The sequence below is a fragment of the Dorea sp. YH-dor226 genome (assembly GCF_039832105.1).
Classification (GTDB): domain Bacteria; phylum Bacillota; class Clostridia; order Lachnospirales; family Lachnospiraceae; genus Dorea_A.
Map to the genome: position 1 here is coordinate 1 of NZ_JBDOHS010000008.1, position 26,112 is coordinate 26,112.

Annotated in this window: 26 protein-coding genes; all 26 read right to left on the reverse strand. The window is 42.9% G+C overall.

What is annotated here, in order from left to right:
* Positions 1-408 precede the first annotated feature (408 nt).
* The 26 genes from ABE547_RS08265 to ABE547_RS08390 all read right to left on the reverse strand — a co-directional run bounded on the left by ABE547_RS08265 (position 409) and on the right by ABE547_RS08390 (position 26,099).
* Positions 409-1,920 (reverse strand): 4Fe-4S dicluster domain-containing protein, encoded by a 1,512-nt coding sequence (locus tag ABE547_RS08265; RefSeq protein ID WP_347378333.1) that lies wholly within the window; start codon positions 1,918-1,920, stop codon positions 409-411.
* Between the two features lie 103 nt (positions 1,921-2,023).
* Entirely contained in the window at positions 2,024-3,031 is a 1,008-nt protein-coding gene (asnA, locus tag ABE547_RS08270; RefSeq protein WP_347378334.1) for an aspartate--ammonia ligase, read from the reverse strand.
* A gap of 55 nt (positions 3,032-3,086) precedes the next feature.
* Positions 3,087-5,471, reverse strand: a complete 2,385-nt coding sequence (locus ABE547_RS08275) for a homocysteine S-methyltransferase family protein (RefSeq protein WP_347378335.1) — start codon at positions 5,469-5,471, stop codon at positions 3,087-3,089.
* A gap of 7 nt (positions 5,472-5,478) precedes the next feature.
* Entirely contained in the window at positions 5,479-6,120 is a 642-nt protein-coding gene (locus tag ABE547_RS08280) for a Vitamin B12 dependent methionine synthase activation subunit (protein ID WP_347378336.1), read from the reverse strand.
* Positions 6,121-6,133: 13 nt separating this feature from the next.
* Positions 6,134-7,000: a methylenetetrahydrofolate reductase [NAD(P)H] gene (gene metF, locus ABE547_RS08285; RefSeq protein ID WP_347378337.1), complete on the reverse strand. Its 867-nt coding sequence runs from the start codon at positions 6,998-7,000 to the stop codon at positions 6,134-6,136.
* A gap of 13 nt (positions 7,001-7,013) precedes the next feature.
* The gene (gene glgA / locus ABE547_RS08290; RefSeq protein WP_347378338.1) at positions 7,014-8,450 is read right to left on the reverse strand and encodes a glycogen synthase GlgA; all 1,437 of its coding nucleotides are present in this window, start codon (positions 8,448-8,450) and stop codon (positions 7,014-7,016) included.
* Positions 8,451-8,518: 68 nt separating this feature from the next.
* A complete protein-coding gene (gene spo0A / locus ABE547_RS08295) occupies positions 8,519-9,304 on the reverse strand; it encodes a sporulation transcription factor Spo0A (RefSeq protein ID WP_347378339.1) in 786 nt (261 codons plus the stop codon).
* A 201-nt stretch (positions 9,305-9,505) separates the two neighbouring features.
* The gene (locus ABE547_RS08300) at positions 9,506-10,177 is read right to left on the reverse strand and encodes a helix-turn-helix transcriptional regulator (protein ID WP_347378340.1); all 672 of its coding nucleotides are present in this window, start codon (positions 10,175-10,177) and stop codon (positions 9,506-9,508) included.
* A gap of 209 nt (positions 10,178-10,386) precedes the next feature.
* Positions 10,387-11,328 carry a virulence protein RhuM/Fic/DOC family protein gene (locus ABE547_RS08305; protein WP_347378341.1) on the reverse strand — a complete coding sequence of 314 codons (942 nt, stop codon included), beginning with the start codon at positions 11,326-11,328 and terminating at the stop codon, positions 10,387-10,389.
* Positions 11,315-11,551 (reverse strand): helix-turn-helix domain-containing protein, encoded by a 237-nt coding sequence (locus tag ABE547_RS08310; RefSeq protein WP_347378342.1) that lies wholly within the window; start codon positions 11,549-11,551, stop codon positions 11,315-11,317. The genes ABE547_RS08305 and ABE547_RS08310 overlap by 14 nt, the downstream gene beginning before the upstream one ends.
* A gap of 153 nt (positions 11,552-11,704) precedes the next feature.
* On the reverse strand, positions 11,705-12,574 hold the full coding sequence (locus ABE547_RS08315; protein ID WP_347378343.1) for an XRE family transcriptional regulator: 870 nt from the start codon (positions 12,572-12,574) through the stop codon (positions 11,705-11,707).
* Position 12,575: 1 nt separating this feature from the next.
* Positions 12,576-12,935 (reverse strand): hypothetical protein, encoded by a 360-nt coding sequence (locus ABE547_RS08320; RefSeq protein WP_347378344.1) that lies wholly within the window; start codon positions 12,933-12,935, stop codon positions 12,576-12,578.
* Between the two features lie 158 nt (positions 12,936-13,093).
* The gene (locus ABE547_RS08325; RefSeq protein WP_347378345.1) at positions 13,094-13,588 is read right to left on the reverse strand and encodes a hypothetical protein; all 495 of its coding nucleotides are present in this window, start codon (positions 13,586-13,588) and stop codon (positions 13,094-13,096) included.
* An 88-nt stretch (positions 13,589-13,676) separates the two neighbouring features.
* The gene (spoIVB, locus tag ABE547_RS08330) at positions 13,677-14,741 is read right to left on the reverse strand and encodes a SpoIVB peptidase (RefSeq protein WP_347378346.1); all 1,065 of its coding nucleotides are present in this window, start codon (positions 14,739-14,741) and stop codon (positions 13,677-13,679) included.
* Positions 14,742-14,841: 100 nt separating this feature from the next.
* On the reverse strand, positions 14,842-16,515 hold the full coding sequence (gene recN, locus ABE547_RS08335; RefSeq protein ID WP_347378347.1) for a DNA repair protein RecN: 1,674 nt from the start codon (positions 16,513-16,515) through the stop codon (positions 14,842-14,844).
* 8 nt (positions 16,516-16,523) lie between these two features.
* Positions 16,524-16,973: an arginine repressor gene (gene argR, locus ABE547_RS08340; RefSeq protein ID WP_347378348.1), complete on the reverse strand. Its 450-nt coding sequence runs from the start codon at positions 16,971-16,973 to the stop codon at positions 16,524-16,526.
* A 4-nt stretch (positions 16,974-16,977) separates the two neighbouring features.
* Complete coding sequence (locus ABE547_RS08345) at positions 16,978-17,811, reverse strand: NAD(+)/NADH kinase (RefSeq protein ID WP_347378349.1); 834 nt, start codon at positions 17,809-17,811, stop codon at positions 16,978-16,980.
* A 15-nt stretch (positions 17,812-17,826) separates the two neighbouring features.
* Complete coding sequence (locus ABE547_RS08350) at positions 17,827-18,636, reverse strand: TlyA family RNA methyltransferase (protein WP_347378350.1); 810 nt, start codon at positions 18,634-18,636, stop codon at positions 17,827-17,829.
* A complete protein-coding gene (gene dxs, locus ABE547_RS08355; RefSeq protein WP_347378351.1) occupies positions 18,633-20,507 on the reverse strand; it encodes a 1-deoxy-D-xylulose-5-phosphate synthase in 1,875 nt (624 codons plus the stop codon). The genes ABE547_RS08350 and dxs overlap by 4 nt, the downstream gene beginning before the upstream one ends.
* Positions 20,508-20,522: 15 nt before the next feature.
* A complete protein-coding gene (locus ABE547_RS08360; protein WP_347378352.1) occupies positions 20,523-21,425 on the reverse strand; it encodes a polyprenyl synthetase family protein in 903 nt (300 codons plus the stop codon).
* Entirely contained in the window at positions 21,409-21,639 is a 231-nt protein-coding gene (xseB, locus tag ABE547_RS08365; RefSeq protein ID WP_347378353.1) for an exodeoxyribonuclease VII small subunit, read from the reverse strand. Before xseB ends, ABE547_RS08360 begins: the two co-directional genes overlap by 17 nt.
* On the reverse strand, positions 21,632-22,843 hold the full coding sequence (gene xseA, locus ABE547_RS08370) for an exodeoxyribonuclease VII large subunit (protein WP_347378354.1): 1,212 nt from the start codon (positions 22,841-22,843) through the stop codon (positions 21,632-21,634). The genes xseB and xseA overlap by 8 nt, the downstream gene beginning before the upstream one ends.
* A 13-nt stretch (positions 22,844-22,856) precedes the next feature.
* Positions 22,857-23,255: a transcription antitermination factor NusB gene (gene nusB, locus ABE547_RS08375; protein WP_347378355.1), complete on the reverse strand. Its 399-nt coding sequence runs from the start codon at positions 23,253-23,255 to the stop codon at positions 22,857-22,859.
* On the reverse strand, positions 23,256-23,639 hold the full coding sequence (locus ABE547_RS08380) for an Asp23/Gls24 family envelope stress response protein (protein WP_347378356.1): 384 nt from the start codon (positions 23,637-23,639) through the stop codon (positions 23,256-23,258).
* A gap of 77 nt (positions 23,640-23,716) precedes the next feature.
* Positions 23,717-25,318 carry a peptide chain release factor 3 gene (locus ABE547_RS08385; RefSeq protein WP_347378357.1) on the reverse strand — a complete coding sequence of 534 codons (1,602 nt, stop codon included), beginning with the start codon at positions 25,316-25,318 and terminating at the stop codon, positions 23,717-23,719.
* 145 nt (positions 25,319-25,463) lie between these two features.
* Positions 25,464-26,099 (reverse strand): SpoIIIAH-like family protein, encoded by a 636-nt coding sequence (locus ABE547_RS08390; protein ID WP_347378358.1) that lies wholly within the window; start codon positions 26,097-26,099, stop codon positions 25,464-25,466.
* Between the last annotated feature and the right edge of the window lie 13 nt (positions 26,100-26,112).

Genomic DNA, 26,112 nt, shown 5'->3' on the forward strand with positions numbered 1-26,112 from the left:
TAACGGAAGGAATATGAGAAATCCTTCCAAGTAACCTGCAAATTGATCTACAAGTGGTCAGATAAAATGAACTCGCGGTCAGCTCATCCGAGCTGGCCGGTCAGTTCGACCGAATTTAGCAAAAAACAACAGGCGGCTGTCAAAGAAAGTAAATACCATACACAGCAAGTGGAATTTAGTCCTACAAGCTTAAAAATACCGACTAAAGTCCGCTTTTTTGTCATGTCCAAAAATCCTTTCTTTTTTTAGTAGCCTGTTGTTTGCATCGTTTAGTGTAACACTTATTTCTACTTAATAAAACAGAAAAAGCAGCAATCACTCATTTTTGTAAGAGTAATTGCCACTTTTCTTTTCTCTCTTTTCAAAGTGGAAATAAACTTTTCACTTCAGCCTCTTTATTTTCGGATTTTATTTCAGTTCAATCTCTTCGAGTTCCTTTGGCGGCAGTGCTTTTGTTGAACCTGCAACAAATTCTTTTACCTTTTTCTGTGCCTTTGGAACTTCAATGTTGGTTCCGGCTCCGGCCACACATCCGCCCGGACAGCCCATTCCTTCGATCAGGCAGCCGTTCATTCTTCCGACCTTTGCCATGGAGAGGATCTTCTTACATTCTGCAAGACCTTCTGCATGCTCGATCTTCACTTCTACGTCCGGATAATACTCTTTTACACATCTTTCGATGGCTGATGCGACACCGCCTGCAACGGCATATCCACGTCCTGCTCCTGTTGCATTGTGGAAAGAAGATTCCGCTTCATATTCCGTGAGATCGATATCCTTCGCGTCAAACATCGCCTGCAGTTCTTCAAATGTAATAACAAAATCCACATCACTTCGAACCGTTCTTCTCATGGCTTCCAGCTTCTTGGCAGCACATGGTCCGATAAATACTACTTTTGCGTTCGGGTGTTCTTTTTTGATCGTACGAGCAGTCGCTACCATCGGTGTCAGTTCTTCAGATACCTGATCGATCATATCCGGGAAATACTTCTTCGCAAGCATTGCCCAGGAAGGACAGCATGAAGTCAGGAGGAACGGAAGTTCCCCGGTCGCAACCTTATTCACATAGTGGTGAGCCTCTGCAATCGCTCCGATATCTGCGCCGAGTGCAACCTCGTAGAACTCGGAAAATCCAAGCTCCTGAAGTGCAGCCTTTAAGTTTCTTGGTGTAATATTATCCCCAAACTGTCCTGCAAATGCCGGCGCGATCTCTGCAACAATCTGATCTCCCTCAGATAATGCTCTTGCAAGCTGAAATACCTGAGACTTGTCTGAGATGGCTCCAAACGGACAGCTGACCATACACATACCACAGGATACACACTTGTCACTGTTAATCTGCGCACGACCACATTTATCAGTTTCAATCGCATTTACACCACATGCCTTTGCACATGGACGCTCTTTTCTGGAGATTGCGTCATATGGACATGCATTCTTACATTTACCACATTTAATACATTTACTCTGATCTATGTAGGATTTTCCGTTAACCATGGAGATAGCACCCTTTGGACAGACCTCCATACAAGGGTGTGCCAGACAGCCTTTACACATGTTGCTGACTTCATATCCCTTTTCCTCGCAGCGTGCACAGGCAGACGGAATCACCTGCATAAGCGGCGGTTCATAATATTTGTCGGAAATGTTACTTGCTTCCACACCTGACGTAAGATGAACCGGCTTATTTTCCGGGCGAAGAGAAAGACCCATTGCCAGTCTTAACCTTTCTCTTACAACAGCACGTGCACGATAGATACTGTCACGATACTGCTCCGTATCTTCATTCACTATCTTGTATGGAATTGCTTCCATATCATCACATAATGTTTCTGCATTTGCCTTAAATCCCAGTCTTGCTACTTCTTCAAATACTTTTCTTCTCAGCTTTCTGACCGTTGTGTCCAACCCTCTCATCATGAGACGCATTCCTCCTGAATTATATTATATTTCTTCCGTTTTTTAATATAAATTTTTGTTAAAGAAATGTCAACCGGTTTGTTTGTTCTCTTTTACATACAATTTATAAGAGATAGATTTTATGCTCCCTGCAGATGTCCCGCATCTCTTTCGGCCAGAGACTCGCCTGTACTTCTCCGACATGTGCGCGGTCCAGAAGCAGCATGCACAATCTGGACTGCCCGATTCCTCCACCGATCGTATACGGCAGTTCTCCGTTCAGAAGCATCTTGTGGTATGGCAGATTTCTTCGCTCTTCACATCCGGCTTTCTTCAGCTGTTCCTCCAGAGACTTTTCATCTACACGAATTCCCATACTGGAAATCTCAAGTGCACAGTTCAGATTCTCAAACCAGAACAGGATATCACCGTTTAACTGCCAGTCATCATAATCCGGCGCACGTCCGTCATGCGGCTTTCCACTTGCAAGCTTATCACCGATCTGCATCAGAAATACACAGCCATATTCCTTTGTGATCAGGTTCTCTCTCTCCTTCGGTGTCTTATCCGGATACCGGTTTTCAAGCTCCTGAGATGTAATAAAAAAGATGTCGTCCGGAAGTATTTTCACTGCCTGTGGATATTTATACCACACCTCATGCTGCATATGCTTGATGATCTTAAATATTTTGCGAACCGTATCCTTTAAGGTATCAACAGTTCTCTCTTCTTTTGTAATAACCTTCTCCCAGTCCCACTGATCCACATAACAGGAGTGCAGGTTATCAAGCTCTTCATCCCGGCGGATCGCATTCATATTCGTATATAAGCCCTCTCCAGGCGCAAATCCATACTCATAAAGTGCCATTCGTTTCCATTTTGCAAGAGACTGGACAACTTCTACCGTTTCCTGTGGCATTCCTGCGATATCAAACTGAACCGGTCTTTCCACACCGTTCAGATTATCATTGAGACCGCTGCTCTTTTCGACAAACAGTGGTGCAGATATACGCTCCAGATTCATTTCCCTTCCAAATTCTTTCTGAAAAGTATCACGAATATACTTAATTGCTCCCTGTGTTTCTCTCACGCTCAGGCGTGGATCATAATTCTCTGGTAATATTAATCCCATGTTTTTCTCCTCTTATATATCCTTTCTATTATAAAAATATGACATTGTATCATGATTATTCTGCGAATACACTCTGTGCATAATATACGGACTGCATCGCATCTTTTCCGTAAAAATCTGCACCGATCATATCAGCGTATTCCTGATTCAGCACAGCTCCGCCAACCATCACTTTACAATCCGGCTTGCGTTCTCTTAAAAGCCGGATCGTTTCCTCCATACTCACAACCGTCGTAGTCATCAGTGCACTCAGACCAACCAGACGGATATCTTCCTTAATCGCTGTATCTACGATCGTCTCCGGAGGAACATCTTTTCCAAGATCCAGCACATCAAAACTGTAATTTTCCATCAATACTTTAACGATATTTTTTCCAATATCATGAATATCTCCCTTAACGGTAGCCAGAATCACTCTGTTCTTTTTCTGCAGATTATCTCCGCTCTTTGCCAGCTGTTCTTTCAAAACTGCAAATGCAATCTTGGCCGCGTCAGCACTCATTAAAAGCTGCGGAAGGAACACCGTTCCCTTTTCAAATCCTTTTCCCACTTCATCCAGCGCAGGAATCAGGTACTGGTTGATAATATCCAGCGGTTCCATTTCACCCAGAAGCTTTCTGGTCGTATGATGTGCCTCTTCTTTGAGACCTTTTTCAATTGCTTCTTTCAACGTAATCTCTGCTTTCCTGCTGACCGGAGCCGATGATGTCTGATTGCCGTACTGGCGGATGTACGCTTCGCAGTTTTCATCATAATTCATAAGCGCACAGAATGAATAATAAGAACGCATCATATCCTCGGAAGACGGATTGATGATTCCGGCGCTCAATCCATTCTGCATCGCCATTGTATAGAAATTAGAATTAATTGCCGGGCGATAAGGAAGACCAAAGGATATATTGGACACTCCGAGAACCGTGCATACTCCATAGGTTTCACGTACCCCTTTTAGTGCATCCAGTGTAATCTTCGCACCATCTGCCTCTGAACTGATCGTCATTGTAAGTACGTCAATTACAATATCCTTTTTATCAATTCCATACTTTTTCGCTTCTTCAATGATCTTTCCGGCTACTTTTATTCTGCCCTCCGCAGTCTTCGGAATACCTTCTTCATCGAGCGTAAGACCTACCACAACACCTCCATAGCGCTGTATCAGAGGGAATACCGCGTCCATACTTTCCTGCTTTCCATTGACGGAATTGATCATCGGCTTTCCATTGTAGATACGCATGGCCGCTTCCATTGCCTGTGTATCAACAGTATCAATCTGAAGAGGAAGACTGGAGACGCTCTGTAATTCTGTTACAACTTCCCGCATCATCTCCACTTCATTGATGTCCGGAAGGCCGACATTTACATCAAGAATATGCGCACCCTTATCCTGCTGCGTAATTCCTTCTTTCAAAATATAATCAATATCGTGGTCCTTTAAAGCCTGTTTGAATAATTTCTTACCGGTAGGATTGATACGCTCCCCGATGATCATCGGCTTATTCCCAAGGATCACTGCCTGACCGTACGAAGACACGATTGTAAAATCTTTCTTCACCGGCGGTATCACCGACATGCCTCTGGTATTCTGAACCATTGCACGAATATGATCCGGCGTCGTTCCGCAGCATCCGCCGATGACACATGCACCGGAAGTTACAATTTCTTTCATCAGCTCTGCAAACTCTTCCGGTCTTACATCATAATACACTTCTCCATCTTTCTGCTTTGGAAGACCTGCATTAGGCTTTACAATAATCGGTACAGAAGTGTATTTCACCAGTTCTTTCAAAATCGGCATCATCTGTTTCGGTCCCATACCACAGTTGATTCCCAGGGCATCTACGCGAAGTCCCTCCAGCATGGCAACCACAGACGGAACATCCCCACCGGTCAGAAGCTTCCCTTTTTCATCGAATATCAAAGTCGCAAATACCGGCAGACTGGTATTCTCCTTAGCTGCCAGAACAGCTGCCTTCACCTCATAGCTGTCACTCATAGTCTCAATATGAATCAGATCCGCTCCGGCAGCTTCCCCATATTGCATCGTTTCTTTGAAGGCCTCATATGCGTCTTCAAACGAAAGGTCTCCCATCGGCTTTAACAGTTTCCCGGTAGGCCCTACATCCAATGCTGTATACACTTTTCTTCCATCATGTACACCGAGAAGTGCAGCCTTTTTTACATTCGAAACGGCAGCAGTCACAATTTCTCTCAGCTCATATTCTGAATTGTGAAACTTGATCGCATTCGCACCAAATGTATTCGTAAGAACAATGTCACTTCCGGCTTCAAAATACTGCCGGTGTATCTCTGTCACTTCATCTGCATGTTCCAGATTCCATGTCTCGGGAAGCTCTCCCGGTTTCAGCCCTCTTTCCTGCAGAAGCGTTCCCATACCTCCATCAAAATATAGTAATTCTTTTCCCAGTCGTTCCAATATCATCCGTACTTTACCTCCGATAAATGCAGTCTTTCTTATCACATGATTCGCAGCCCTTTTTATGACAGGACGTCTGCAGACGACTGAGTCCGATGATCGCAGTTACAGATTTTGAAGGAGTCAGCATGCTGCTGTCCGTCATGGTAAGCCCGATCGTCTTTGCGGTATCCAGCATCCGCAGGATCATCTCCTGATGTTCTATGGAAAAATCCCCATATCCCGGACTGAATCTCGGACGAAGATAATATCCTTCTTTTTCCTGTTCTGCGGCTTCTTGTTCCTGCCATACATCCAGATATTCTTCCAGCAAAGCCGCCGCACAGGCCTGAAGGACAACAACACGTGCCATGTCAGAAAGTGCATATTTGCGCAAAAGCATATCAACCTTCGCGCCTAATGTAGCTCCCAGCACAATTACCTTCTCACATCCGGAAAGATTTCGTTCCAGATTTCGGCTGTTAATATTCATTTTCCCAATTATTATATGCCCGTCTGCCTGAAAATCCAAGTCAAAAATGCGATAGATGATTCTTTCGCATGCCGATTGTTCCAGTTCTTTAAAAGAACTTTCCACCAGCGCAAGCGTATGCTCATCTACCGCATGTCTTCCGTATCCCAGGTAACGAACAGCTTCTCTTGTTCTTATATCCATTCCCGAGTCCTCTTTATTTTACAATATCTGAAAGATTATGCATAATTGCTTCTGCAACTTCCGGCTTGTTCATAGAATATATATGTACATGATTAATCCCATTCGCGATCAGATCAATAATCTGATCCGTCGCATAAGCAATTCCGGCCTGCTGCATTGCTTTCGGATCATCCCCAAATCGATCTACGATCGCACGGAAACGCTCCGGAAGTACCGTACCGGACATACCGAGGATCCGTTCTACCTGCTTGGCATTCGTCACCGGCATGATTCCGGGAAGCACTGGAATCGTGATACCTATTTCTCTGATTCGATACAAAAAATTGTAAATGATGTTATTATCAAAAAACATCTGGGTGGTCAGGAAATCTACGCCACAGTCAACTTTATGCTTCAGGTGCATAATATCATCTTTTTTATGCTCTGCTTCTACATGTCCTTCCGGATAACAAGCCGCACCGATACAGAAGTCGCCCTGACTCTTGATATCAGTAATCAATTCACTGGCATAACGATAGTGATTCGGGAGCGGAAACTCTCCATCCTTCGGAATATCGCCGCGCAGCGCCAGAATATTCTCAATTCCCTGCTTCTTCAGTTCATCTATGACATGATGAACTTCTTCTTTTGTCGAAGATACACACGTCAGATGAGCGAGACTCGTTACACCTAATTTTTCTTTGATGTGCGATGCGATCCGGACTGTATTTTTACTGGTCCCGCCTCCCGCACCATAAGTAACACTGATGTAGGACGGCTTCAATGCAGCAATTTTCTCTGTCGCGCACAACACACTGTCATATGCCGCGTCCGTCTTCGGCGGAAATACTTCAAATGATATGTGAGGTGTTTCCTGCTTTAAAATGTCTCTGATCTTCATGTCGGTCTCCTCACTACATGTTGTCATACAGTTCCTCATACTGCTTTGCTGAGTTCGTCCATGAAAAATCCTGACTCATTCCGCGTTCTACGATCTTGTTCCAGTCACGCTTTTTATCATAGTAGATTCTCTGTGCATAACGGACCGTTCCAAGCATCTCATGTGCATTATAGTTTGCAAAACTGAATCCTGTTCCCGTCTTTTCAAATTCGTTGTAAGCCTCCACAGTATCTTTCAGTCCACCGGTCTCACGAACGATCGGAACTGTTCCATAACGAAGACTCATCAGCTGACTAAGACCGCATGGCTCAAAAAGTGACGGCATCAGGAATGCATCACAGGAAGCATATATCTTATGAGACATCTCCTCTGAATAATAGATGTTGGCAGACACCTTGCCCGGATACTTCCATGCAAAGTGTCGAAACATGTTTTCATACTGTCCCTCACCGGTTCCCAATACAACAAGCTGTATATCATCCTGACAAAGCTCATCCATCACATATGCCACCAGATCGAATCCCTTCTGGTCTGTCAGACGGGAGACAATTCCGATCAGCATGGTCTTCTGATTCTGTTCCAGATTCAGTTCTTTCTGCAGATCAATCTTATTTTTGATCTTTTCCTTGCGGAAATTGCTCACATCATAATTCTTTGTAATATACTTATCTGTTGCAGGATTAAAATCTTCGTAATCAATTCCATTCACAATTCCGGACAGACAGTTGGAACGTGCGTTCATCAGGCCATCCAGTCTTTCACCGTAAAATGGTGTCTTAATCTCCTCTGCATAGGAATCGCTTACTGTCGTGATACGATCAGCATACACAATTCCTCCCTTCAGGAAATTCGCATCTCTATATGCTTCCAGCTTGTCCGGAGCAAAATAATACTGTGGGAGTCCCGTGATATCCCTGACTTTCTGTGTATCCCATGTTCCCTGGAACTTCAGATTATGGATTGTCATAATTGTCTTGATTCCACGGTAATATTCATTCCCAAAGCGGAAATTATCCAGAAAAACCGGAACCAGACCGGTCTGCCAGTCATGACAATGTATGATGTCAGGACGAAAATCTATTACCGGCAGCGCACATAATACTGCTTTTGAAAAGAATGCAAATTTCTCAATATCTGCATACATCTCCCCGTATGGTGCAAAGCCATTAAAATAATACTCATTATCAATAAAGTAGAATTTGATCCCGTCATATTCTGTTTCCAGAATACCTACATACTGTTTTCTCCAGTTGAGATCCATATAAAAATGCGTGTTATATTCAAGTTTGTCTTTCCACACTTCCTTCATACACATATATTTCGGCAGCATGACACGCACATCATACTTTTCTTTATCAAAATATTTTGGCAATGAACCTACAACATCTGCGAGACCTCCTGTTTTAATAAAAGGTACCGCTTCTGACGCCGCAAATAATATTTTTTTCATCACTTTTCCTCCCAACCTCAGTAAATATATGCATATTATAGCGTATTTTTTTTCAGAAGAAAAGTTATTTATCTATTTTTGTACTCTAACCTGATGGTATCTGCAATTAATGCAATGAATTCAGAATTTGTAGGTTTTCCTTTTCCATTGCTCACAGTATAGCCGAACAATTCATCCAGAGTATCCAGTTTTCCGCGGCTCCATGCTACTTCAATTGCATGGCGGATTGCACGTTCCACACGGCTTGCAGTCGTCTGGTGCATCTTTGCCACCGTCGGATACAATATTTTGGTGACTGCATTCAGAACATCCATATCCTCGACAGCCATGATAATCGCATCCCGCAGATAGTGATACCCCTTGATATGTGCAGGTATTCCGATTTCGTGGATCATATCGGTCACTCGTGTTTCCAGATTCACTTCCGGAACCGGATCCGTTCCGGCTGTCATATCTGCCGGAAGTGCTCTGTGTTCTCCGTGTCCTGCGTTCTTGATTCTACCCAGTATCACATCATTACTGAAAGGTTTCATAATATAGTAGCTTGCACCCTTTTTGAAGGCATCTTCTGTAATTCTTTCCTGCCCGACTGCTGTCACGACAATAAATTCCGGATGCTTTTTCATCTGCCTGTCGCGATTCACCTCTTCCATTACACTGAGTCCATCCATCTTTGGCATAATCAGATCCAGTAATACAACGTCCGGCTGTTTCTCCTTAATTATGTGGTACATATCCTCTCCGTTATTGGCCTTTCCGACCAGCTTAAGCTCTTTATCATTGTCGATAATTTCGCCAAGCATGTCCAGAATTCTCTCATTGTCATCGGCTACTGCCACATGAATCTCTCCCATTTTACGTAATGCCTCCTTTTCCTTACATAAAAATCGTCGATATTGATTATATTATTTAGAATATTTGAAATCAAGAAAATATTGTCGTAACAATTTTACATACATCGACACAATTTTGAACATTTGACATTATTCGGCAGGCCTCACGTCCATTAAATATCCGCATTTTCTGTTCGATCATTGCATTTTTTCAACAGGCTCTTAATGAATCACTTCCATATATTCATTTTCTGTATCGTAGTTATGCCTGATTACAGTATAAAAAGGTGCTTTATAAATAATCATATTATCACTCCATTCTTTTTCATATGCAAATCTCGGAACCTGATTTCCCATTGTTACTCCCAGATAATCTACAAATATGAAACTGCCAAGCAGTATGAGAAAACAGCCAATCGAAAGAATAACCTTATACTTATTTTTACATATCACCTGATATAATCCAGTTGACAATATGATTGCCCCTATCATTGAATAAATGCAACCCCAACTACTGTCACTGGGAAAAATCATCAGTGCGGAAAACGTTAAGAAAACACCAAATCCAATCAGAATACCACCTGTCATCTTCCGCATTTTGTAACATTGCATTTCCTTATCTTCATTCGTATACTCCGCTACTTTTACTAAAGTATCTTTCATTTCTTCTTTCATAACCTCACTTTTCCTTTCTCCGGCAATCATTTCCCTGATATCGATCTCATAAAACTCTGCCAACTCTACGAGAATACTGATATCCGGCAGTGTATTTCCTGTCTCCCAACGGGAAACAGAACGATTAGACGCATTTAATTTCTCTGCCAGCTGTGCCTGTGTCAGCCCCTTCTCATTTCGTAATTCTTTCAAAAAAGAACCAATCTTTATTTGATTCATATATATAGGCCTCCTTTCATTGCCAGAGTATCATTTCCCTCTTCCTTTTCAAACGACACAAAGTGAGAATTGTCGTTTTTTGTACTGGACACATCTGTCCTGTTGACACGAATCGATTGGCTTTATCATTTCGCCTTCTTTCTCATGATTTCATCATAACATAGGATGCCGAAAAAAGCAGAGGAAGATTGCCACTGGGGATAATATTATTATTGCATACAATTTATTACCACGCTGATCATCATTTCCTTTTCTTCGGGCCTTGATTCAGCAATCATTATTGTGAGGGCGACCAATGTTGAATCTTCTATCTTCTTTTGTCCGTCTACAAACAACGCATTGTTCTTGTCCAGGAAATACAAAAACATCGTTGCTGCAATTCTTTTATTCCCATCAAAAAAGCTATGATTCTTCGTTACAAAGTATAAAAGATTGGCTGCTTTTTCTTCCAGTGATTCATAAATATCGGCTCCACCGAAAGACTGATAAATATTTCCGATACTGCCTTTAAAAGAGTCATCCTTCTCTTTACCAAACAGATCTGATTCATTACCAAAGCGCATACTCTGAATCACCTCCATACATTCTTCATATTGAAGAACATATGTTGCTTCATTCCCTTTCGGGCGAGTCATATTCTGGTGATCGTAAGAATCCAGCAAATCGAGTGCATTGCTATACTTCTCAATCACAGAAAGTACCTGTTTGCTGTCAAGTTCATTCTCCGTCCTTTTCATAATTCGTATCACTTCTCCCAGTTGTTTGATACGATTATCATTCACCGCATAACCTTTCAATATGTACTGTTTTAATACGGAATTAGCCCAACGACGAAATTCCACACCACGTTTTGATTTCACACGATAGCCAACGGAAATAATTACATCAAGGCTGTAATATTCAATATTTCTTTCTACTTCTCGTTCTCCTTCAATTTGAACTGTCGCAAATTTTGCGACAGTTGAATTATCAACAGATAATTCCTCTTTGAGTGCATTATTAATATGCTTACCAATTGTTTTTACATCTCTGTCAAACAACTCAGACATCTGATTACGATTTAGCCATACTGTTTCATCATCCACAGCTACAGGTAACTTTACCTGCTTATCTTCCGTTTCAAAAATTACAATCTCATTATTTTTCTGCATTCTGCTCCCCCTTTTGCTTTTTCCCGATCAATTCTTCATACTTCAGCTGATACTCAATCAGTCGTGGAATATATTCCGGAGGTCTCCTGCGCCCTGCCTCCCAATCCTCTATCGTTCTCAGAGGAATTCCAATATGTATTGAAAAATCTTTTCTGGTCATTCCTGTTTGTTCCCTTAGTCCCCGTATTTTATCTGCAGATTCCATTATTTCTAAACACCTCATTATAATATTTCAATAAGCATATCACATTTCTTTGATTTTCGCAATGCGTGGTTTTGTTTCATAATAAAAGGATACACACATACTTTTTTTGTATACAAAAAGCAGGCAATACAATGACATAGTCCCCACATTACCTGCTTTACAATCTTTTCATCATCTATCGTCAATAGAAAGGCATTTAATTGTCTCCAGAATGCTGCGCATGTGATATTTTAAAAGAAATGCCATATCGCTGTATTCCGAATACTCATTTTTCAAGACATCCAAAAGCGGAAATATATATTCTTCAGTTTCCGCAATATACCTGGCAATTTGTTCTTTGCTGAAGCTTCCAGCCATGGTAGAAATATTGTTGCATCGGTCGATCGTCTTTACCACACAGGCTTTTCCGTTTTCTTTAATTTTTTCATAATACAGTTCTTTTGCCTGTTCCTTTGTCATCCCTTCAGGAATGAAAAAGCTGACAAGTCCGACGAGTTCCTGAACTTCCTGAGCGAAAGGCAGATCCTGCACATCTACACCAGTATCTTCTACCACATCATGAAGAAGAATTGCTGCGAGAAGATTATCATCTCTTATCCCCAATGCATGTGCCTGGCACGCCATCATAAGTGGATGATTGATATATTGGACCTGTTCCGTTGTATATTTACCTTGTTTTCGAAATTGTCCTATGTGTTGTTTGCGCATATAGTGCAGAGCCTTATATGTACCGGTCAGTTTTTCTGATAGGGCAAACGTTCTCATTCTTGTGAACATATTATCCTCATGGAACAATCTTCCTCGAATATCATATGTTTTGCTTATTCCCTTCCCGGTATTTCCTGAGAGAAGAGCCGAATAGGGCAAATTCAACAATTCAGCGATAGACATCAGATTTTCAATATCCGGAAGATTATGTCCATTTTCCCATTTGCTGACTGCCTGGGCGGTAACACCAAGCTTCTCTGCCAATTCTTCCTGCGTGAAACCTATATTCTTCCTTAGAAAAGCAATATTTCTGCCGATCTCAGATATGTTCATGTTAGTCCCCCTCCTTAGACCAATATAGATATAAATTGGTCATCATAAGATATCTTTTTGTAAAAAATCGTTCAATGGCGATCCCATCATACAAACGGTTCCATTCCTCTGCCTCTTCGGCTCCGCTAACCGGAAAATAATCGGTATAATAATCATCCTGAATTCCATGAAACTCGGATTTTTGAACCAGAACATACCCTCCACAGTTCCGACATCTTGCCAAATAACGTTTTCCGTCATCCCAGCAGTAAAGAGGATGTCCATAAGCGTAATCCCCATAATCCTTAACAATATCATAATTCATATGTTGCTTCGCTTCTTTCGCATCCCGGAACTGAAATGCCATGCATTCTTTTTCCATTTTATTTTCCCCCTTTCATATCTTGCAAGTAAAGTATAAAAAAAGAAAAAGGAAAATACCATACACTAGCAGTTGAGTATCCTTGAACAATGGTTGAATTTCCGAAATTATAGCTAGTGATTGTCATTAGGGACAACATTTTAAAGACATGATATGACTCAAAGAGAAGAATGTATCCATGTATTTTGTGAGTAATCATATTCACTACATATAACAATTTCTTTATTTTCCAAAATTCGCCGCACAACGGTAAAATCGGCAATGCCTTTACCTTGATCAGTTACTGTGAAAAATGTCTTTTCATAATATATAGCGTATTCTTTCTCGGAAATTTTGTAATACTTACAGTGTTTATCAGCCAAAAATTCATAATTGCGTATCCAACTATTTTGCGTCATGGTCGATAAAACAGCATCCAGATTATGCTCAACCTGCAGTTCGTTGTAGTATTGCAGCACTTCATGTAGTTTGTTATATGAAATCATCATTTTGAGAGCGTTGAATGTATCAGTCACATTTTCTCCGTCGTAATGTTCTTCATCATCAATGACGCCCCAATGATATTGTTTAATTGAAAACTGATTCGTTTCATCATCAAACCAAAGTTCTTTAGTCGTATAACTCTCACTGAATACACATATTTCTTTTTTCATTTCATCCCCTCCGGATACTATATTTAGCTATATAAAGTATAGCACAGCAGAGAAAAAATGCCAGAGGCAAACTGCCTCCGGCACTGTTTTATCCAGCCGCATCCAGCATATTCTCAATCAATATCCCATACCCTCTCGTCGGGTCATTCACCAGCACATGGGTCACAGCTCCCACCAGCTTTCCATCCTGGATGATCGGACTTCCGCTCATCCCCTGCACGATTCCTCCGGTAACCTCCAGAAGTTCCGGATCTGTAACCTCAATTACCAGTCCCTTATTGGCTTCATGTGTCAGTCTGTCAACTTTTGTAATGCGGATCTTATAATCTTTCACTTCTCCTGTGACAGCACATCGGATCCATGCCTCTCCCTCCTGGATTTCTTCGGTATCGGCGGTCTGCATTGGTGTCTGTTCTTCAAACAGAGCATCTATTCTGTCTAAGCTCCCGAAGATTCCGCAGTCTGTATTATCTGTTATATATCCCAGAACATTATAACTGTTATACACGATGATTCCTTCCATTCCTCCCGGTATACCACCCGCTCCTTTTTGGATATCTTTCACGCTTGTGCTATAGACCCTTCCTTCTTCAATCTCTATCAGTTCATTCGTATCAACGTCGTGAATCCCGTGTCCCAATGCACCGAATCGGCTGTCAGCTGTCAGATATGTGATTGTTCCAAGCCCCTGTGCATTATCTCTTACCCAGACCCCAAGTTTATAATCCTTTCGTCCGCACTGCACCGGCCGAACCTTAATATCAAGATACGTATCATCCCTTCTCACTTTAAGTACTGTTTCCTTGTCATCCAGTTCTTTCACTGCTTCCACCAGATCATCTTTACTGTCTGTTTCCTGATCTCCTACGGCGACGATATAATCTCCTGCCTTTAACAGATGTTCACAGGGAGAATATTGGTTTCCGTCCATACCGGTTATGGTATCTGTTCCAAGGACCATGACTCCATCGGTCTCCAGATAGATCCCAATAGGCATTCCGCCTGGAATTACCATATCTGAAGCTGCCGTCTTTGCATTGACCTCCTGCCGAAGCTGCTCCTGTCTTATCTCGATCAGATAATATCCTCCGCTTACGGCAATTGTAAATGTCAATATCATTATCAGAATTCTTCGATACCAGTACTTTCTCATTCTACAGACTGCTCCTTTCAAACCGCACATAATGAAAACAGATACCCTTTTCTTGGATATCTGTTTTTATTATGTGAATTTTCAATTATTTTACACTGGTTTATTTTGTCTGTTTCGCAAGCTTACGCATCTCCGCTGCATTTTCAATCACTGTATCTGTAATCTTGGCACCGCCCAGAATTCTCGCAAGTTCACCGATAGATTCTTCCTCGCTTAATAATCGTATGCCTGTCGTTGTCACACCATCTTTGGTCTTTTTTTCAATCTGATAATGGCAGTCTGCCATTGCCGCAATCTGCGCAAGATGGGTGATACAGATCACCTGATGATTCTTCCCGATCAGAGCCATCTTTTCTGATACTTTCTGTGCAGTTCTTCCACTGATTCCGACATCGATCTCATCAAAGATCAGCGTTTCAATCTCATCTCTCTCGGCCATGACTGCTTTGATCGCCAGCATGATACGGGAAAGTTCCCCTCCGGATGCAACATTTGCAAGTGGTCTGACCGGTTGTCCTGGATTCAGGGAGATCATGAACTCCACATCATCCATTCCGTCAGAGGAATATTCTCTCTTCTGTTCAAAATGGATCTGAAAGTTCACATCTTCAAAATTAAGATCCTTTAATCCGTTCTCGATCGCTTTTTCCAGAATGGAAGCCTGCTGTCTTCGGACAGCAGACAGTTTATCTGCCCACATCTGATAAGTCTCTTCTGCTTTTTGGCAGCGTTCTTTCAGGGATTCCAGATAATGGTCAAAGTCTTCCAGGACTGCGATTCTCTCTTCCTGTTTTTCACAGTATGCAAGAACCTCTTCTATGGTAGCTCCATACTTTGTTTTCAGATGATTCAGCTCATTCAGACGATTCTCTGTCTCATATAATTCTTCTTCAGAGAACTCACATGTATCACTGTATTCAGCCAGTTCCCGGTTAAAATCATTCAGAAGGCTGTCAATCTCGGCAAGCTGCTCATACAGCTCTTCTGCTTTTTTATCATACTCTGTCGCCTGAGACAATGCGCGGATTGCTCTGCTCAGTCCTTCACTGGCACTGTCATTGTTCTCACTTGTATAGCCATACGCTTCTGTCACGCTCTCGGCAATTTTTTTACCATTCGATATCTTTCTGTAGAGGGTTTCCAGTTCCATATCTTCGCCGGGTATCAGCTGTGCATTTCGGATCTCCTCTGTCTCATATTTCAGAAAAGAAAGCTCTTTTGCCCTCTGTGCTTCATCTGTAACTGCTTCTTTCAACTCTTTTGCACATGCCTTATATGCACGGAAAGCTTCTTCCGTCTTTTTCTTCTCTTCTGCCAGAAAGCTCTCTGCAAACGCATCTACAATCTGCAGATGATTCTTTTTATACAGGAGCGACTGGTGTTCATGCTGCCCGTGAATATCAATCAGAATTGCGGCTGCCTCTTTCAGCTGTCCGATCGGGACCGTCTCACCATTGATACGACTGATGCTTCTTCCCTCCATCAGTCTTCTGGACAAAGTCACGATACCATCTTCCGGATCGATATCCATGTCATTGAGCTTTCTGATCTGGTGTTCATTTTCCACTAGAAAAGAAAGTTCCACTAACCCGTATTTCGTTCCCTGTCTCAGAATATCTCTGGAATACCTTCCGCCCAGAGCAAGATTCACAGATCCAAGAATGATTGACTTTCCCGCACCCGTTTCACCGGTCAGAATATTCAGTCCTTCCCCGAATTCTACTTCTATCTCATCAATTAATGCCAGATTCTTTACATGCAGATTCTGTAACATATTTCCTCCTACAGAATAATCTTACTGATCTTGTCCATTACTTTCACTGTATCGTCCACTGTTCTGATCGCACACATGATGGTATCATCTCCGGCAATACTGCCGACAATCTCGTTCCACTTCATTGCATCCAATGCAGCGCATACTGCACTCGCCATTCCTGACACGGTCTTTATGACCAGAATGTTCTGTGCCATATCCATGGAAAGATAGCCTTCTTTTAATACGCGGATATATTTTTCACTCATTCCGCTTTCTGCGTTCTGATGCAATGCGTAACGCTGTTTTCCATTATCAGAAGGAATCTTGGTAAGCTTCAGGTCCCGGATATCTCTTGACACGGTTGCCTGTGTTACCTTGAACCCAGCCTGGTTCAGATACTCAGCCAGTTCTTCCTGCGTTTCAATATGATATCTGTTAATCAATTCAATAATTTTTGCGTGTCTGTTTACCTTCATGTCACTAATTCCCCTTCATTTTTCTGCGAAGTGTCTCTAAAAAGCTGACTTTATTCAACTTCAGGATCTTTGTTCTGGCATCAGCCCTGCGTACCATGATTTTTGCTCCGGTTTCCATAATCATCCTGTCTGCACCGTCAAAGGTAACATATACCTCTTCTCTGGAACCATTTCTTCCTTCTCCGATCTCTATCATGATCTCATCTTCGGAAGACAATACAATACTCCTTGTATTCAATGCATGTGAACAGATCGGAGTGATCACGATCAGAGATGCTGTCGGTTCCACAACCGGCCCTCCTGCAGACAGGTTATAGGCAGTAGAACCGGTCGGTGTCGAGATGATCACGCCGTCCGCCTCATAGGAATTCAGCAGTTCCCCGTTGACAAACAGTTTGAAATGTATGATCCGAAGCTCTCCCTTTCTTGAAACGACGATATCATTTAATGCAACATCCTGTGTCCCATCTTCCAATGTCCCTTTCAGCATCATACGTTCTTCAAACACATAGTCACCGGCAAGCATCTGATTCAGGTCCTCTTCGATATGATTGACCTCAACTTCCGTCAGATATCCGAGAGTTCCCATATTGATTCCGAGAATCGGAACATCTTTTTCCCAGAGCGTTCTTGCAACCTCAATCAGACTTCCGTCTCCACCAATGACAATCGCACAGTCGATCTGATCCGGCACCGATTCCATAATAATATTTTTATCTTCATCCTTCTGACACAGGATACATGTCTTACCGGCATTCTGAAGCAGAGTAACCACTTGATCCGTAACAGAATAATCCGTATCCTTTCCATCATTCGTAACAATTAAATATCTATCCATAGCCGATGCTTTCCTTTAACCTTTCGTTAACGTATCAAATGCCTCATCCACCGTCTTTTCGACATTGATTATATCAGATATTCTGTCTGTTTTTCCACATTTTTCCAGATGAACCAGATATTCAATATTACCTTCCGGTCCCCGGATCGGTGAAAACTCCAGATTTAATACAGCAAACCCGATCGACATCGCATAGTCGATCACTTTATGAATCACTTCGATGTGTGTACTCTTTTCTCTGACAACTCCTTTTTTTCCGACCTTTTCTCTTCCCGCCTCAAACTGTGGCTTGATCAATGCTACGATCTGCCCGTTTTCAGTCAGATATTCACAGATCGGCATCAGAACTTTTGTCAGAGAGATGAAAGACACATCAATCGAAGAAAAATCAATCGGCTCACCCAGATCTTCCGGCGTCACATATCGTATATTCGTCTTTTCCATACAGACCACTCTGTCATCCTGCCGGAGTTTCCAGTCAAGCTGCCCTCTTCCTACATCGATTGCATACACTTTTTTTGCACCGTTCTGAAGCATACAGTCAGTAAATCCTCCGGTGGAGGAACCGACATCTGTACATACCTTTCCTTCCACCGATACATCAAAGTTCTTAATTGCTTTTTCCAGCTTCAGGCCTCCTCTGCTGACATAAGGAAGCGTGTGTCCTTTCACTTCAATCTGCACTTCTTCCGGAAACGTCGTTCCCGCCTTATCTTCTCTCTGTCCATCCACAAATACATTGCCGGACATAATGATCGCCTTGGCCTTTTCACGGGATGCGGCAAGATTTCTTTTTACCAGTAATACATCTAAACGTTCTTTCATATCTTCTCCTGCAATCTGTCATATAGTGTCCGGATTCTGGAAGTCATAGAATCCACATCAAGTCCAGTCTCTTTTCTGAGTACATCAATACTTCCATGCTCCACGTAATCATCCGGAAGAGCCAGTGTCAGTACCTGCATTCCCGGACATTTTCTGGAAACATATTCAACGACATGTTCCCCGTAACCTCCGGTCTGAACATTTTCTTCTATCGTTACAACAAGTCTGTGATGATTACGCAAATGTTCCAGCATCTCTGTATCAATCGGTTTTACAAACCTTGCATTTACAAGTGTACAGGAATATCCGTTTTCTTTGAGTTTTTCCCGCACCTTTACCGCTTCTTCAAACATATGTCCTACACTCAGAATTGCAATCTCACATTCTTCATAGAGCATCTCACTCTTTCCGTATATAATCGGCGCCCGGAATTCCTGAAATTCGTCATATGCACTTCCCCTCGGATATCTGAATGCGATCGGTCCATTGTAAGAAAGCGCATAACGTAGCATATCTGCAAGTTCCCATTTATGCTTTGGCGCCATCACAACCATATTCGGAATACTGCTCAGATAAGAAAGATCAAAGATTCCCTGGTGTGTCTCTCCGTCACTGCCTACCAGCCCTGCACGATCCACCGCAAATACAACCGGAAGATTCTGCAGTGCCACATCGTGAATCACCTGATCATATGCACGCTGGAGGAAGGATGAATATACTGCAAATACCGGTCTCATCCCGCCTGCGGCCAGACCTGCCGCAAACGTTGTTCCGTGTTCTTCTGCAATTCCGACATCAAAGAAACGATCCGGATATCTTTTCCGGAAACCTGCAAGTCCGGTTCCATCTGCCATAGCCGCTGTTATCGCAACAATATCAGGATTTCTTGCAGCCTCATCACAGATCACCTTCCCAAATACATCTGTATAGCTGTCCTTCTTCTTGGGAGACTCCGGCTCTCCTGTCTCCACCTGAAACGGTCCGATTCCATGAAATTTATCCGGATGCATTTCTGCCGGTTCATATCCTTTTCCCTTTTCTGTCAACACATGAAGAAGCACCGGTCCTTTGATTCTCTTCGCTTCCCGGAATGCACGACAGAGCATCGCAATATTGTGACCCGGAACCGGCCCAAGATAAGTGATCCCCATGTCTTCAAAAAACATTCCCGGAACGATCAGCTGCTTCAGACTACTCTTCGTACGGTGGATATGTTCAATGATAGAATCTCCAACCACCGGAACGTTATGAAGTGCGGTAGTAACCCCTTTTTTTAATCCGGTATAGAACTCTGCTGTCCGAAGTTCTGCCAGATAATGAGACATTCCTCCTACATTTTCTGAAATAGACATATGGTTATCATTCAACACGATGATAAAATTGGTACTCAGTTCTGAGGCATTGTTCAGTGCCTCGTATGCCATACCGCCCGTCAGAGAACCATCTCCGATCACGGATATCACATTATAATCTTCCCCCTTCAGATCTCTTGCACGCACATACCCCAGACCTGCCGAGATTGAAGTCGAACTGTGCCCGGTATCAAATGCATCACAGTCACTTTCTTTTCTTTTTGGGAAACCACTCATGCCGCCGTATTTACGCAGGCTTTCAAACCCTTCTTTTCTGCCGGTCAGAAGCTTGTGCGTATAGGACTGATGTCCGACATCCCAGATAATCTTATCCTGTGGAAGCTGAAACACAAGATGCATGGCCATCGTAAGTTCTACCACTCCAAGATTCGATGCAAGATGTCCGCCTGTTTTACTGATCTTTTCAATCAGAAACTGCCGGATCTCTTCTGCAAGCTGCAAAAGCTCCTGCGGTTCCAGTTCCTTTATATCATTCACCTTTTGTATTCGTTCTAACATAATCAGGTATCCTCTCTATCTGTCCCTGTGAATCAGCTCCAATAAAAGCTGTTCCAGATATTCATTTTTTCCTGATAATTGATGCAGCAGATCAATGGCAGAAGCGGAATATTCTTCTACAATCTTTTTTGCACCCTCAATCCCCATCATAGAAACATACGTCGTCTTCTCATTCTTTTCATCGCTGTGAATCGGCTTTCCCAATACCTCCTCGGTGCTTGTCACATCCAGGATATCGTCCTGAATCTGGAACGCAAGCCCGACATATCTTGCGATCTTCTCAACTTTTTTCACTTCTTCTTCCGAAGCGCCTCCAAAAATTGCACCGATCATCATGGATGCTTCGATCAATGCAGAGGTCTTAAGTACATAGATTGTATCAAGAACTTCTTTTGACACGACATGTCCGGTTTCCTTCACATCAATCACCTGACCGCCGATCATTCCATATATGCCGGCCTTTTTCCCAAGAACTCCAAGAGCTCTTCCAATCAGCAGGCTGTCCTGCGGATCGGTTACAAACGCCTGGAATGCCGTTTCAAATGCATAATTTAACAGGGCATCCCCTGCCAGGATTCCCATATCCTCTCCGTACACAATGTGTGTTGTCTTTCTTCCGCGCCGGTAATCATCATTGTCAAGTGCCGGAAGATCATCATGTACCAGGGAATATGTATGGATCATCTCAATTGCCGCCATAAATGGACGAATCGCTTTACATGATCCCTGAAACAGCCGGTATGTTTCCAGCATCAGCATCGGACGCAGTCTCTTTCCGCCTGCCATCAGACTATATCCCATGGCTTCCATGATCACGCTCTGATAACCTTTCTGCTTCGGCAGGTACTCCTGAAGCATTTTCTCAATGTCTTCCACTTTTTCTTTCATCTGTCTCTGAAAATCAGTTTTCGAACTCATGAACTTCACCTTCCTCGTCCAATACCAGCATTTTCTTTTCTACTTTATCGATCTTTTCACTGCATGCTTTCAAAAGATCCATTCCCCGGTGATAATATTGAAAGGAATCTTCCAGAGAGACGTCTTCTTTTTCCATTTCTGCAATCGTCGACTCTAATTGTACAAACAATTCCTCCAATGTATACTCCTGCGACTGATTTGCCTTCTTAGCCATGCTGCTCCTCCTTTATCTCCCGGACTTCCGCCCCTATAATTCCATTCTTCAGATATATGGACATTCGATCTCCGATCTTCACCTGAGAAATATCTTTGATAACATTTCCATCATACTTTTCTACATAGGAGTATCCCTGATTCAGCTTGCGAATCGGAGAAAGTCCGTTCATCTTCTCCATGTCGAGCGCCAGTCTGTGCCTTGCTTCCTTCAAACGCTGCTCCATCAGATTCCGAAGCCTGTCCTCTGCTTCTGCCAGTCTCTGCTGCTGTTCCTGAAGCTTATTCCTCGGATGAAGATAGGTAAGTCTGGTCTGATATTCTTTTAAATGCATACGACTGATCTGGATACTTCCGGACATCAGACGATTCAGTCGAAGGCTGCTTTCTTCGATATGAACTCTGACACGTGCGTAATCCCACACAGCCAGCTCCGCTGCCGCTGATGGTGTCGGTGCCCGAAGATCTGCCACATAATCTGCGATCGTCGTATCCGTCTCATGACCTACCGCAGAGATAACAGGAACAGAGCAGTCAAAAATGGCCCTGGCAACAATCTCTTCATTAAATGCCCAGAGATCTTCTATAGAGCCTCCTCCTCTTCCAACAATAATCACATCAACCTTCCTGTTTTCCAGCATTCGGATGCCTCTGACAATACTCCCGGCCGCACCCTCTCCCTGAACCTGTGCAGGATAAAGAATCAGCTGAACGTAAGGATTCCTTCTGGCAGAGATATTCATGATATCTCTTACTGCCGCCCCGGTCGGTGCCGTAACGACTCCGATCGTTTTCGCATATGCCGGAATTGGCTTTTTATATTCCGGTGCGAACATTCCCATCTCTTCCAGTTCCTGTTTCAACATCTGGAATCTCTCATAAAGTGCTCCTGCTCCGTCAAGACGGATCTCTCTTGCATAGAGCTGGTAGGATCCGCTTCTCTCATACACATTCACCGATCCGAAGACGATCACCTGCTGACCTTCTCTCATACGAAAAGAGAGCCCGCCTCGCTGCCCGGCAAACATGACACAGGCAATCGTTCCGGACTCATCCTTTAGTGAAAAATATATATGTCCCGATGTGTGATACTTACAGTTGGATACTTCTCCCTTTACATAGATCCGGGTCAGCATGTAATCCTGGGTAAACATATTTTTGATATATGCATTTACCTGTTTTACTGTGTAAACATTCTGAGTCATAACCTACCTCTGATCAGTCAGCAAATCTGGCCAGCACGCCATTTACAAATGCCGGTCCCTCATCACTGCTGTATGTCTTGGCAAGATTCACAGCCTCGTCAATCGCTACACCTGCAGGTACATCTTCATCCCATTTAATCTCATACACAGCCAGTCTCAGGATTGTCAGATCCACTTTATTCATACGGGTCGTCTTCCAGCCTTTCGTATGTGAATTAAGCAACTCATCGATCTCTTCAATCTTATCTGTAATCTTCTGCACTTTCGCTCTGATATATTCTATATCCTTCTCTTTTGCATCCTCAATCTGCTCAAGATAAAGTGTTGCCTGTTCTGACTGCTCACTGCCCTCATTAAAGTCAACGCTAAATAACATCTTAAAGATGTGTTCTCTCTGCTCTGTCCTCTTCACTTATGCTTCCTCCGGTATGTCTACTCCGGCAATGCGGATATTGACGTCTGCAACTTCCAGACCTGTCATATTCTCAATTGCTGTTTTTACTTTATCCTGTACCTTTGCAGTAATATCCATAATGTTATATCCATACTTCAGATTCAGTGCCAGAGATACCGTTACGATTCCTTCCAGCACATCCACTTTTACCCCTTTGGAAAGAGATTTCATTCCGAGCTTGCTGATGAGCTCTCTCGTTGCATTTCCGGCCATAGAGGATACTCCGTCCACTTCCATGGCAGCAAGACCTGCAATAATAGCCACTACTTCATCTGCAATCTTCACTTCTCCAAGGTTATCATCTGTCTTTATTGTATACGTATTCTTCTCTTCTTTGCTCATCTTATCAACGACCTCCTGTCTGATTATCACTTCTATCAATTATATCAAACTTCACACCATTTGAAAAGCCCCAGTCCTTATCTGCCGAACTCAGCCAGTTCCAGTCCCTCGTTCCGTTCCTGAGTCATGCGGATACTCCATTCATTTACAAATAAAAGAAGCGGACGACCTTTCAGATCTTTTACTTTCTTCATATCAGAAGTACCATGAAGCCTGTCCAGATCGATCTCTGTATTTTCAATCCAGCGAATATATTCATATGGAAGATTTTCCATACGGATCTCTACATTATATTCATTCTCCAGACGATACTTCAATACATCAAACTGAAGCACACCAACCACACCGACAATGATCTCTTCCATACCCGTATTGTATTCCTGGAAGATCTGAATCGCTCCTTCCTGTGCAATCTGGTTAATTCCTTTGATAAACTGTTTTCTTTTCATGGTATCGACCTGACGCACTCTTGCAAAGTGCTCCGGAGCAAATGTTGGAATTCCTTCGTACACAAACCGGTCGCCTGAAGTGGTCAGTGTATCACCAATCGAAAAAATACCCGGATCGAATACACCGATAATATCGCCGCCATATGCTTTTTCGATCATCTTTCGTTCACTTGCCATCATCTGCTGTGGCTGTGAAAGACGAACCTTCTTCTGTCCCTGCATATGATAGACATCCATACCTGCCTCAAACTCACCGGAGCAGATACGCATAAAAGCAATTCTGTCCCTGTGCGCCTTATTCATATTTGCCTGAATCTTGAATACAAATGCAGAAAAATCTCCTTCTTCCATCGGATCGATCGGCCCTTTGTCAGAGACTCTCGGAAGCGGAGAAGTCGTCATCTGAAGGAAATGCTGCAAAAATGTCTCCACACCAAAGTTTGTAAGTGCCGATCCGAAAAATACCGGAGACAATTCTCCTTTGCTCACCAGTTCCTGATCAAACTCTGCACCTGCACCGTCCTGAAGTTCAATCTCTTCTTCCAGCTGAAGCTTCTGAGAATCTGTGATCAGCCAGGATATCTCAGGATCATTGATATCTACTTTTTTTACTTCGCCCTGTGTAGTTCCTTTTTTTGTATCCGAGAAGATCTCTACCTTTCTGGTCGCTCTGTCATATACGCCGCGAAATTCCTTTCCCGAACCGATCGGCCAGTTGATCGGACAGGTTGCGATTCCCAGCTCATTCTCAATATCATCCAGAAGTTCAAATGTATCCATCGCTTCTCTGTCCATCTTATTAATAAATGTAAAGATCGGAATGTGACGCATGGTGCAGACCTTAAAAAGTTTCCTTGTCTGTGCTTCCACACCCTTGGATGCATCAATGACCATAACCGCAGAATCCGCAGCCATCAGTGTTCGATACGTGTCTTCAGAGAAATCCTGATGTCCGGGTGTATCCAGGATATTAATACAATAGCCATCATAATTGAACTGTAATACAGAGGAAGTGACAGAGATACCTCTTTCCTTTTCAATCTCCATCCAGTCAGAAACTGCATGTCTGGCAGTTGCCTTTCCCTTGACACTTCCTGCCTGATTGATTGCTCCTCCATAGAGCAGAAACTTCTCTGTCAATGTTGTCTTACCAGCATCCGGATGAGAGATGATGGCAAATGTTCTTCGCTTTTTGATCTGATTCTTTACTTCGTTGGTGATCTGTGACATATGAATAAACACTCCTAATTAATAGTATATCCGCTTATAGACGCTATTAATCAGTATATCATAAGAGTCACACACGGTCAAACAGGATTCATGACATAATTTAAGCCACATCACAGAATCTTTGCTTCCATGACGTGACTTTTTCTTATTTACCTTCTGAATATACCGGAGTAATCACTATGTTCTGTGCCGCCACTCCGGTCTTTCTGGTGATGATATCTTCTATCTGTGCCCGGTTGGCATCTGTAAGTTCTGCAGCATTCACCACCACATCCGCACTGTCATCCGTCAGGCTCACTACAGAATCGCTGAATCCCTTGGATGCCAGAAGCGTCTCGGCCGCTGCTTCTTTTTCTGCCAGTTCAGTCATATGTACCATCTGATCTACCGCACTCTGTTTCTGTTCATCACTCAGGTTTTCACTATTAATGATCTCCAGCAGAGATTCCTTGTTTTTTGATCTCACCTGCTCTCTGGTTACTTTCGCTTCTGCAACGACAGAACTTGCATCTGCGCTGGTAAGAACTGCTTCTCCGGGAGTTCCGTCAACTTCTCCGTCCTGCGCCTCATCTCCACCATCCTGACTTTCAATATCACCGGATACACTCTGATCCTCTTCTGAGATATCCAGCAGTTCCTGGTTTGCAAGTTCTGCGCTGGCCTGTTCTGTCTGATCTTCCTTCTGGAACAATTTCCCCGAATAATTCAGATATCCGGCGGCTGCTATCATAACGGCCAGTGCCGCTATGATCATCTGATTCTTCTTTACGATTCGTTTCAATGTCCTAATCCTC

What these genes read in the sequence shown, in the direction of transcription:
- ABE547_RS08265 (WP_347378333.1), bottom strand. Translation starts at nt 1,920, where the DNA reads ATGATGAGAGGGTTGGACACAACGGTCAGAAAGCTGAGAAGAAAAGTA.
- asnA (WP_347378334.1), bottom strand. Translation starts at nt 3,031, where the DNA reads ATGGGATTAATATTACCAGAGAATTATGATCCACGCCTGAGCGTGAGA.
- ABE547_RS08275 (WP_347378335.1), bottom strand. Translation starts at nt 5,471, where the DNA reads ATGATATTGGAACGACTGGGAAAAGAATTACTATATTTTGATGGAGGT.
- ABE547_RS08280 (WP_347378336.1), bottom strand. Translation starts at nt 6,120, where the DNA reads ATGGATATAAGAACAAGAGAAGCTGTTCGTTACCTGGGATACGGAAGA.
- metF (WP_347378337.1), bottom strand. Translation starts at nt 7,000, where the DNA reads ATGAAGATCAGAGACATTTTAAAGCAGGAAACACCTCACATATCATTT.
- glgA (WP_347378338.1), bottom strand. Translation starts at nt 8,450, where the DNA reads ATGAAAAAAATATTATTTGCGGCGTCAGAAGCGGTACCTTTTATTAAA.
- spo0A (WP_347378339.1), bottom strand. Translation starts at nt 9,304, where the DNA reads ATGGGAGAGATTCATGTGGCAGTAGCCGATGACAATGAGAGAATTCTG.
- ABE547_RS08300 (WP_347378340.1), bottom strand. Translation starts at nt 10,177, where the DNA reads ATGAATCAAATAAAGATTGGTTCTTTTTTGAAAGAATTACGAAATGAG.
- ABE547_RS08305 (WP_347378341.1), bottom strand. Translation starts at nt 11,328, where the DNA reads ATGCAGAAAAATAATGAGATTGTAATTTTTGAAACGGAAGATAAGCAG.
- ABE547_RS08310 (WP_347378342.1), bottom strand. Translation starts at nt 11,551, where the DNA reads ATGAGGTGTTTAGAAATAATGGAATCTGCAGATAAAATACGGGGACTA.
- ABE547_RS08315 (WP_347378343.1), bottom strand. Translation starts at nt 12,574, where the DNA reads ATGAACATATCTGAGATCGGCAGAAATATTGCTTTTCTAAGGAAGAAT.
- ABE547_RS08320 (WP_347378344.1), bottom strand. Translation starts at nt 12,935, where the DNA reads ATGGAAAAAGAATGCATGGCATTTCAGTTCCGGGATGCGAAAGAAGCG.
- ABE547_RS08325 (WP_347378345.1), bottom strand. Translation starts at nt 13,588, where the DNA reads ATGAAAAAAGAAATATGTGTATTCAGTGAGAGTTATACGACTAAAGAA.
- spoIVB (WP_347378346.1), bottom strand. Translation starts at nt 14,741, where the DNA reads ATGAGAAAGTACTGGTATCGAAGAATTCTGATAATGATATTGACATTT.
- recN (WP_347378347.1), bottom strand. Translation starts at nt 16,515, where the DNA reads ATGTTACAGAATCTGCATGTAAAGAATCTGGCATTAATTGATGAGATA.
- argR (WP_347378348.1), bottom strand. Translation starts at nt 16,973, where the DNA reads ATGAAGGTAAACAGACACGCAAAAATTATTGAATTGATTAACAGATAT.
- ABE547_RS08345 (WP_347378349.1), bottom strand. Translation starts at nt 17,811, where the DNA reads ATGGATAGATATTTAATTGTTACGAATGATGGAAAGGATACGGATTAT.
- ABE547_RS08350 (WP_347378350.1), bottom strand. Translation starts at nt 18,636, where the DNA reads ATGAAAGAACGTTTAGATGTATTACTGGTAAAAAGAAATCTTGCCGCA.
- dxs (WP_347378351.1), bottom strand. Translation starts at nt 20,507, where the DNA reads ATGTTAGAACGAATACAAAAGGTGAATGATATAAAGGAACTGGAACCG.
- ABE547_RS08360 (WP_347378352.1), bottom strand. Translation starts at nt 21,425, where the DNA reads ATGAGTTCGAAAACTGATTTTCAGAGACAGATGAAAGAAAAAGTGGAA.
- xseB (WP_347378353.1), bottom strand. Translation starts at nt 21,639, where the DNA reads ATGGCTAAGAAGGCAAATCAGTCGCAGGAGTATACATTGGAGGAATTG.
- xseA (WP_347378354.1), bottom strand. Translation starts at nt 22,843, where the DNA reads ATGACTCAGAATGTTTACACAGTAAAACAGGTAAATGCATATATCAAA.
- ABE547_RS08380 (WP_347378356.1), bottom strand. Translation starts at nt 23,639, where the DNA reads ATGAGCAAAGAAGAGAAGAATACGTATACAATAAAGACAGATGATAAC.
- ABE547_RS08385 (WP_347378357.1), bottom strand. Translation starts at nt 25,318, where the DNA reads ATGTCACAGATCACCAACGAAGTAAAGAATCAGATCAAAAAGCGAAGA.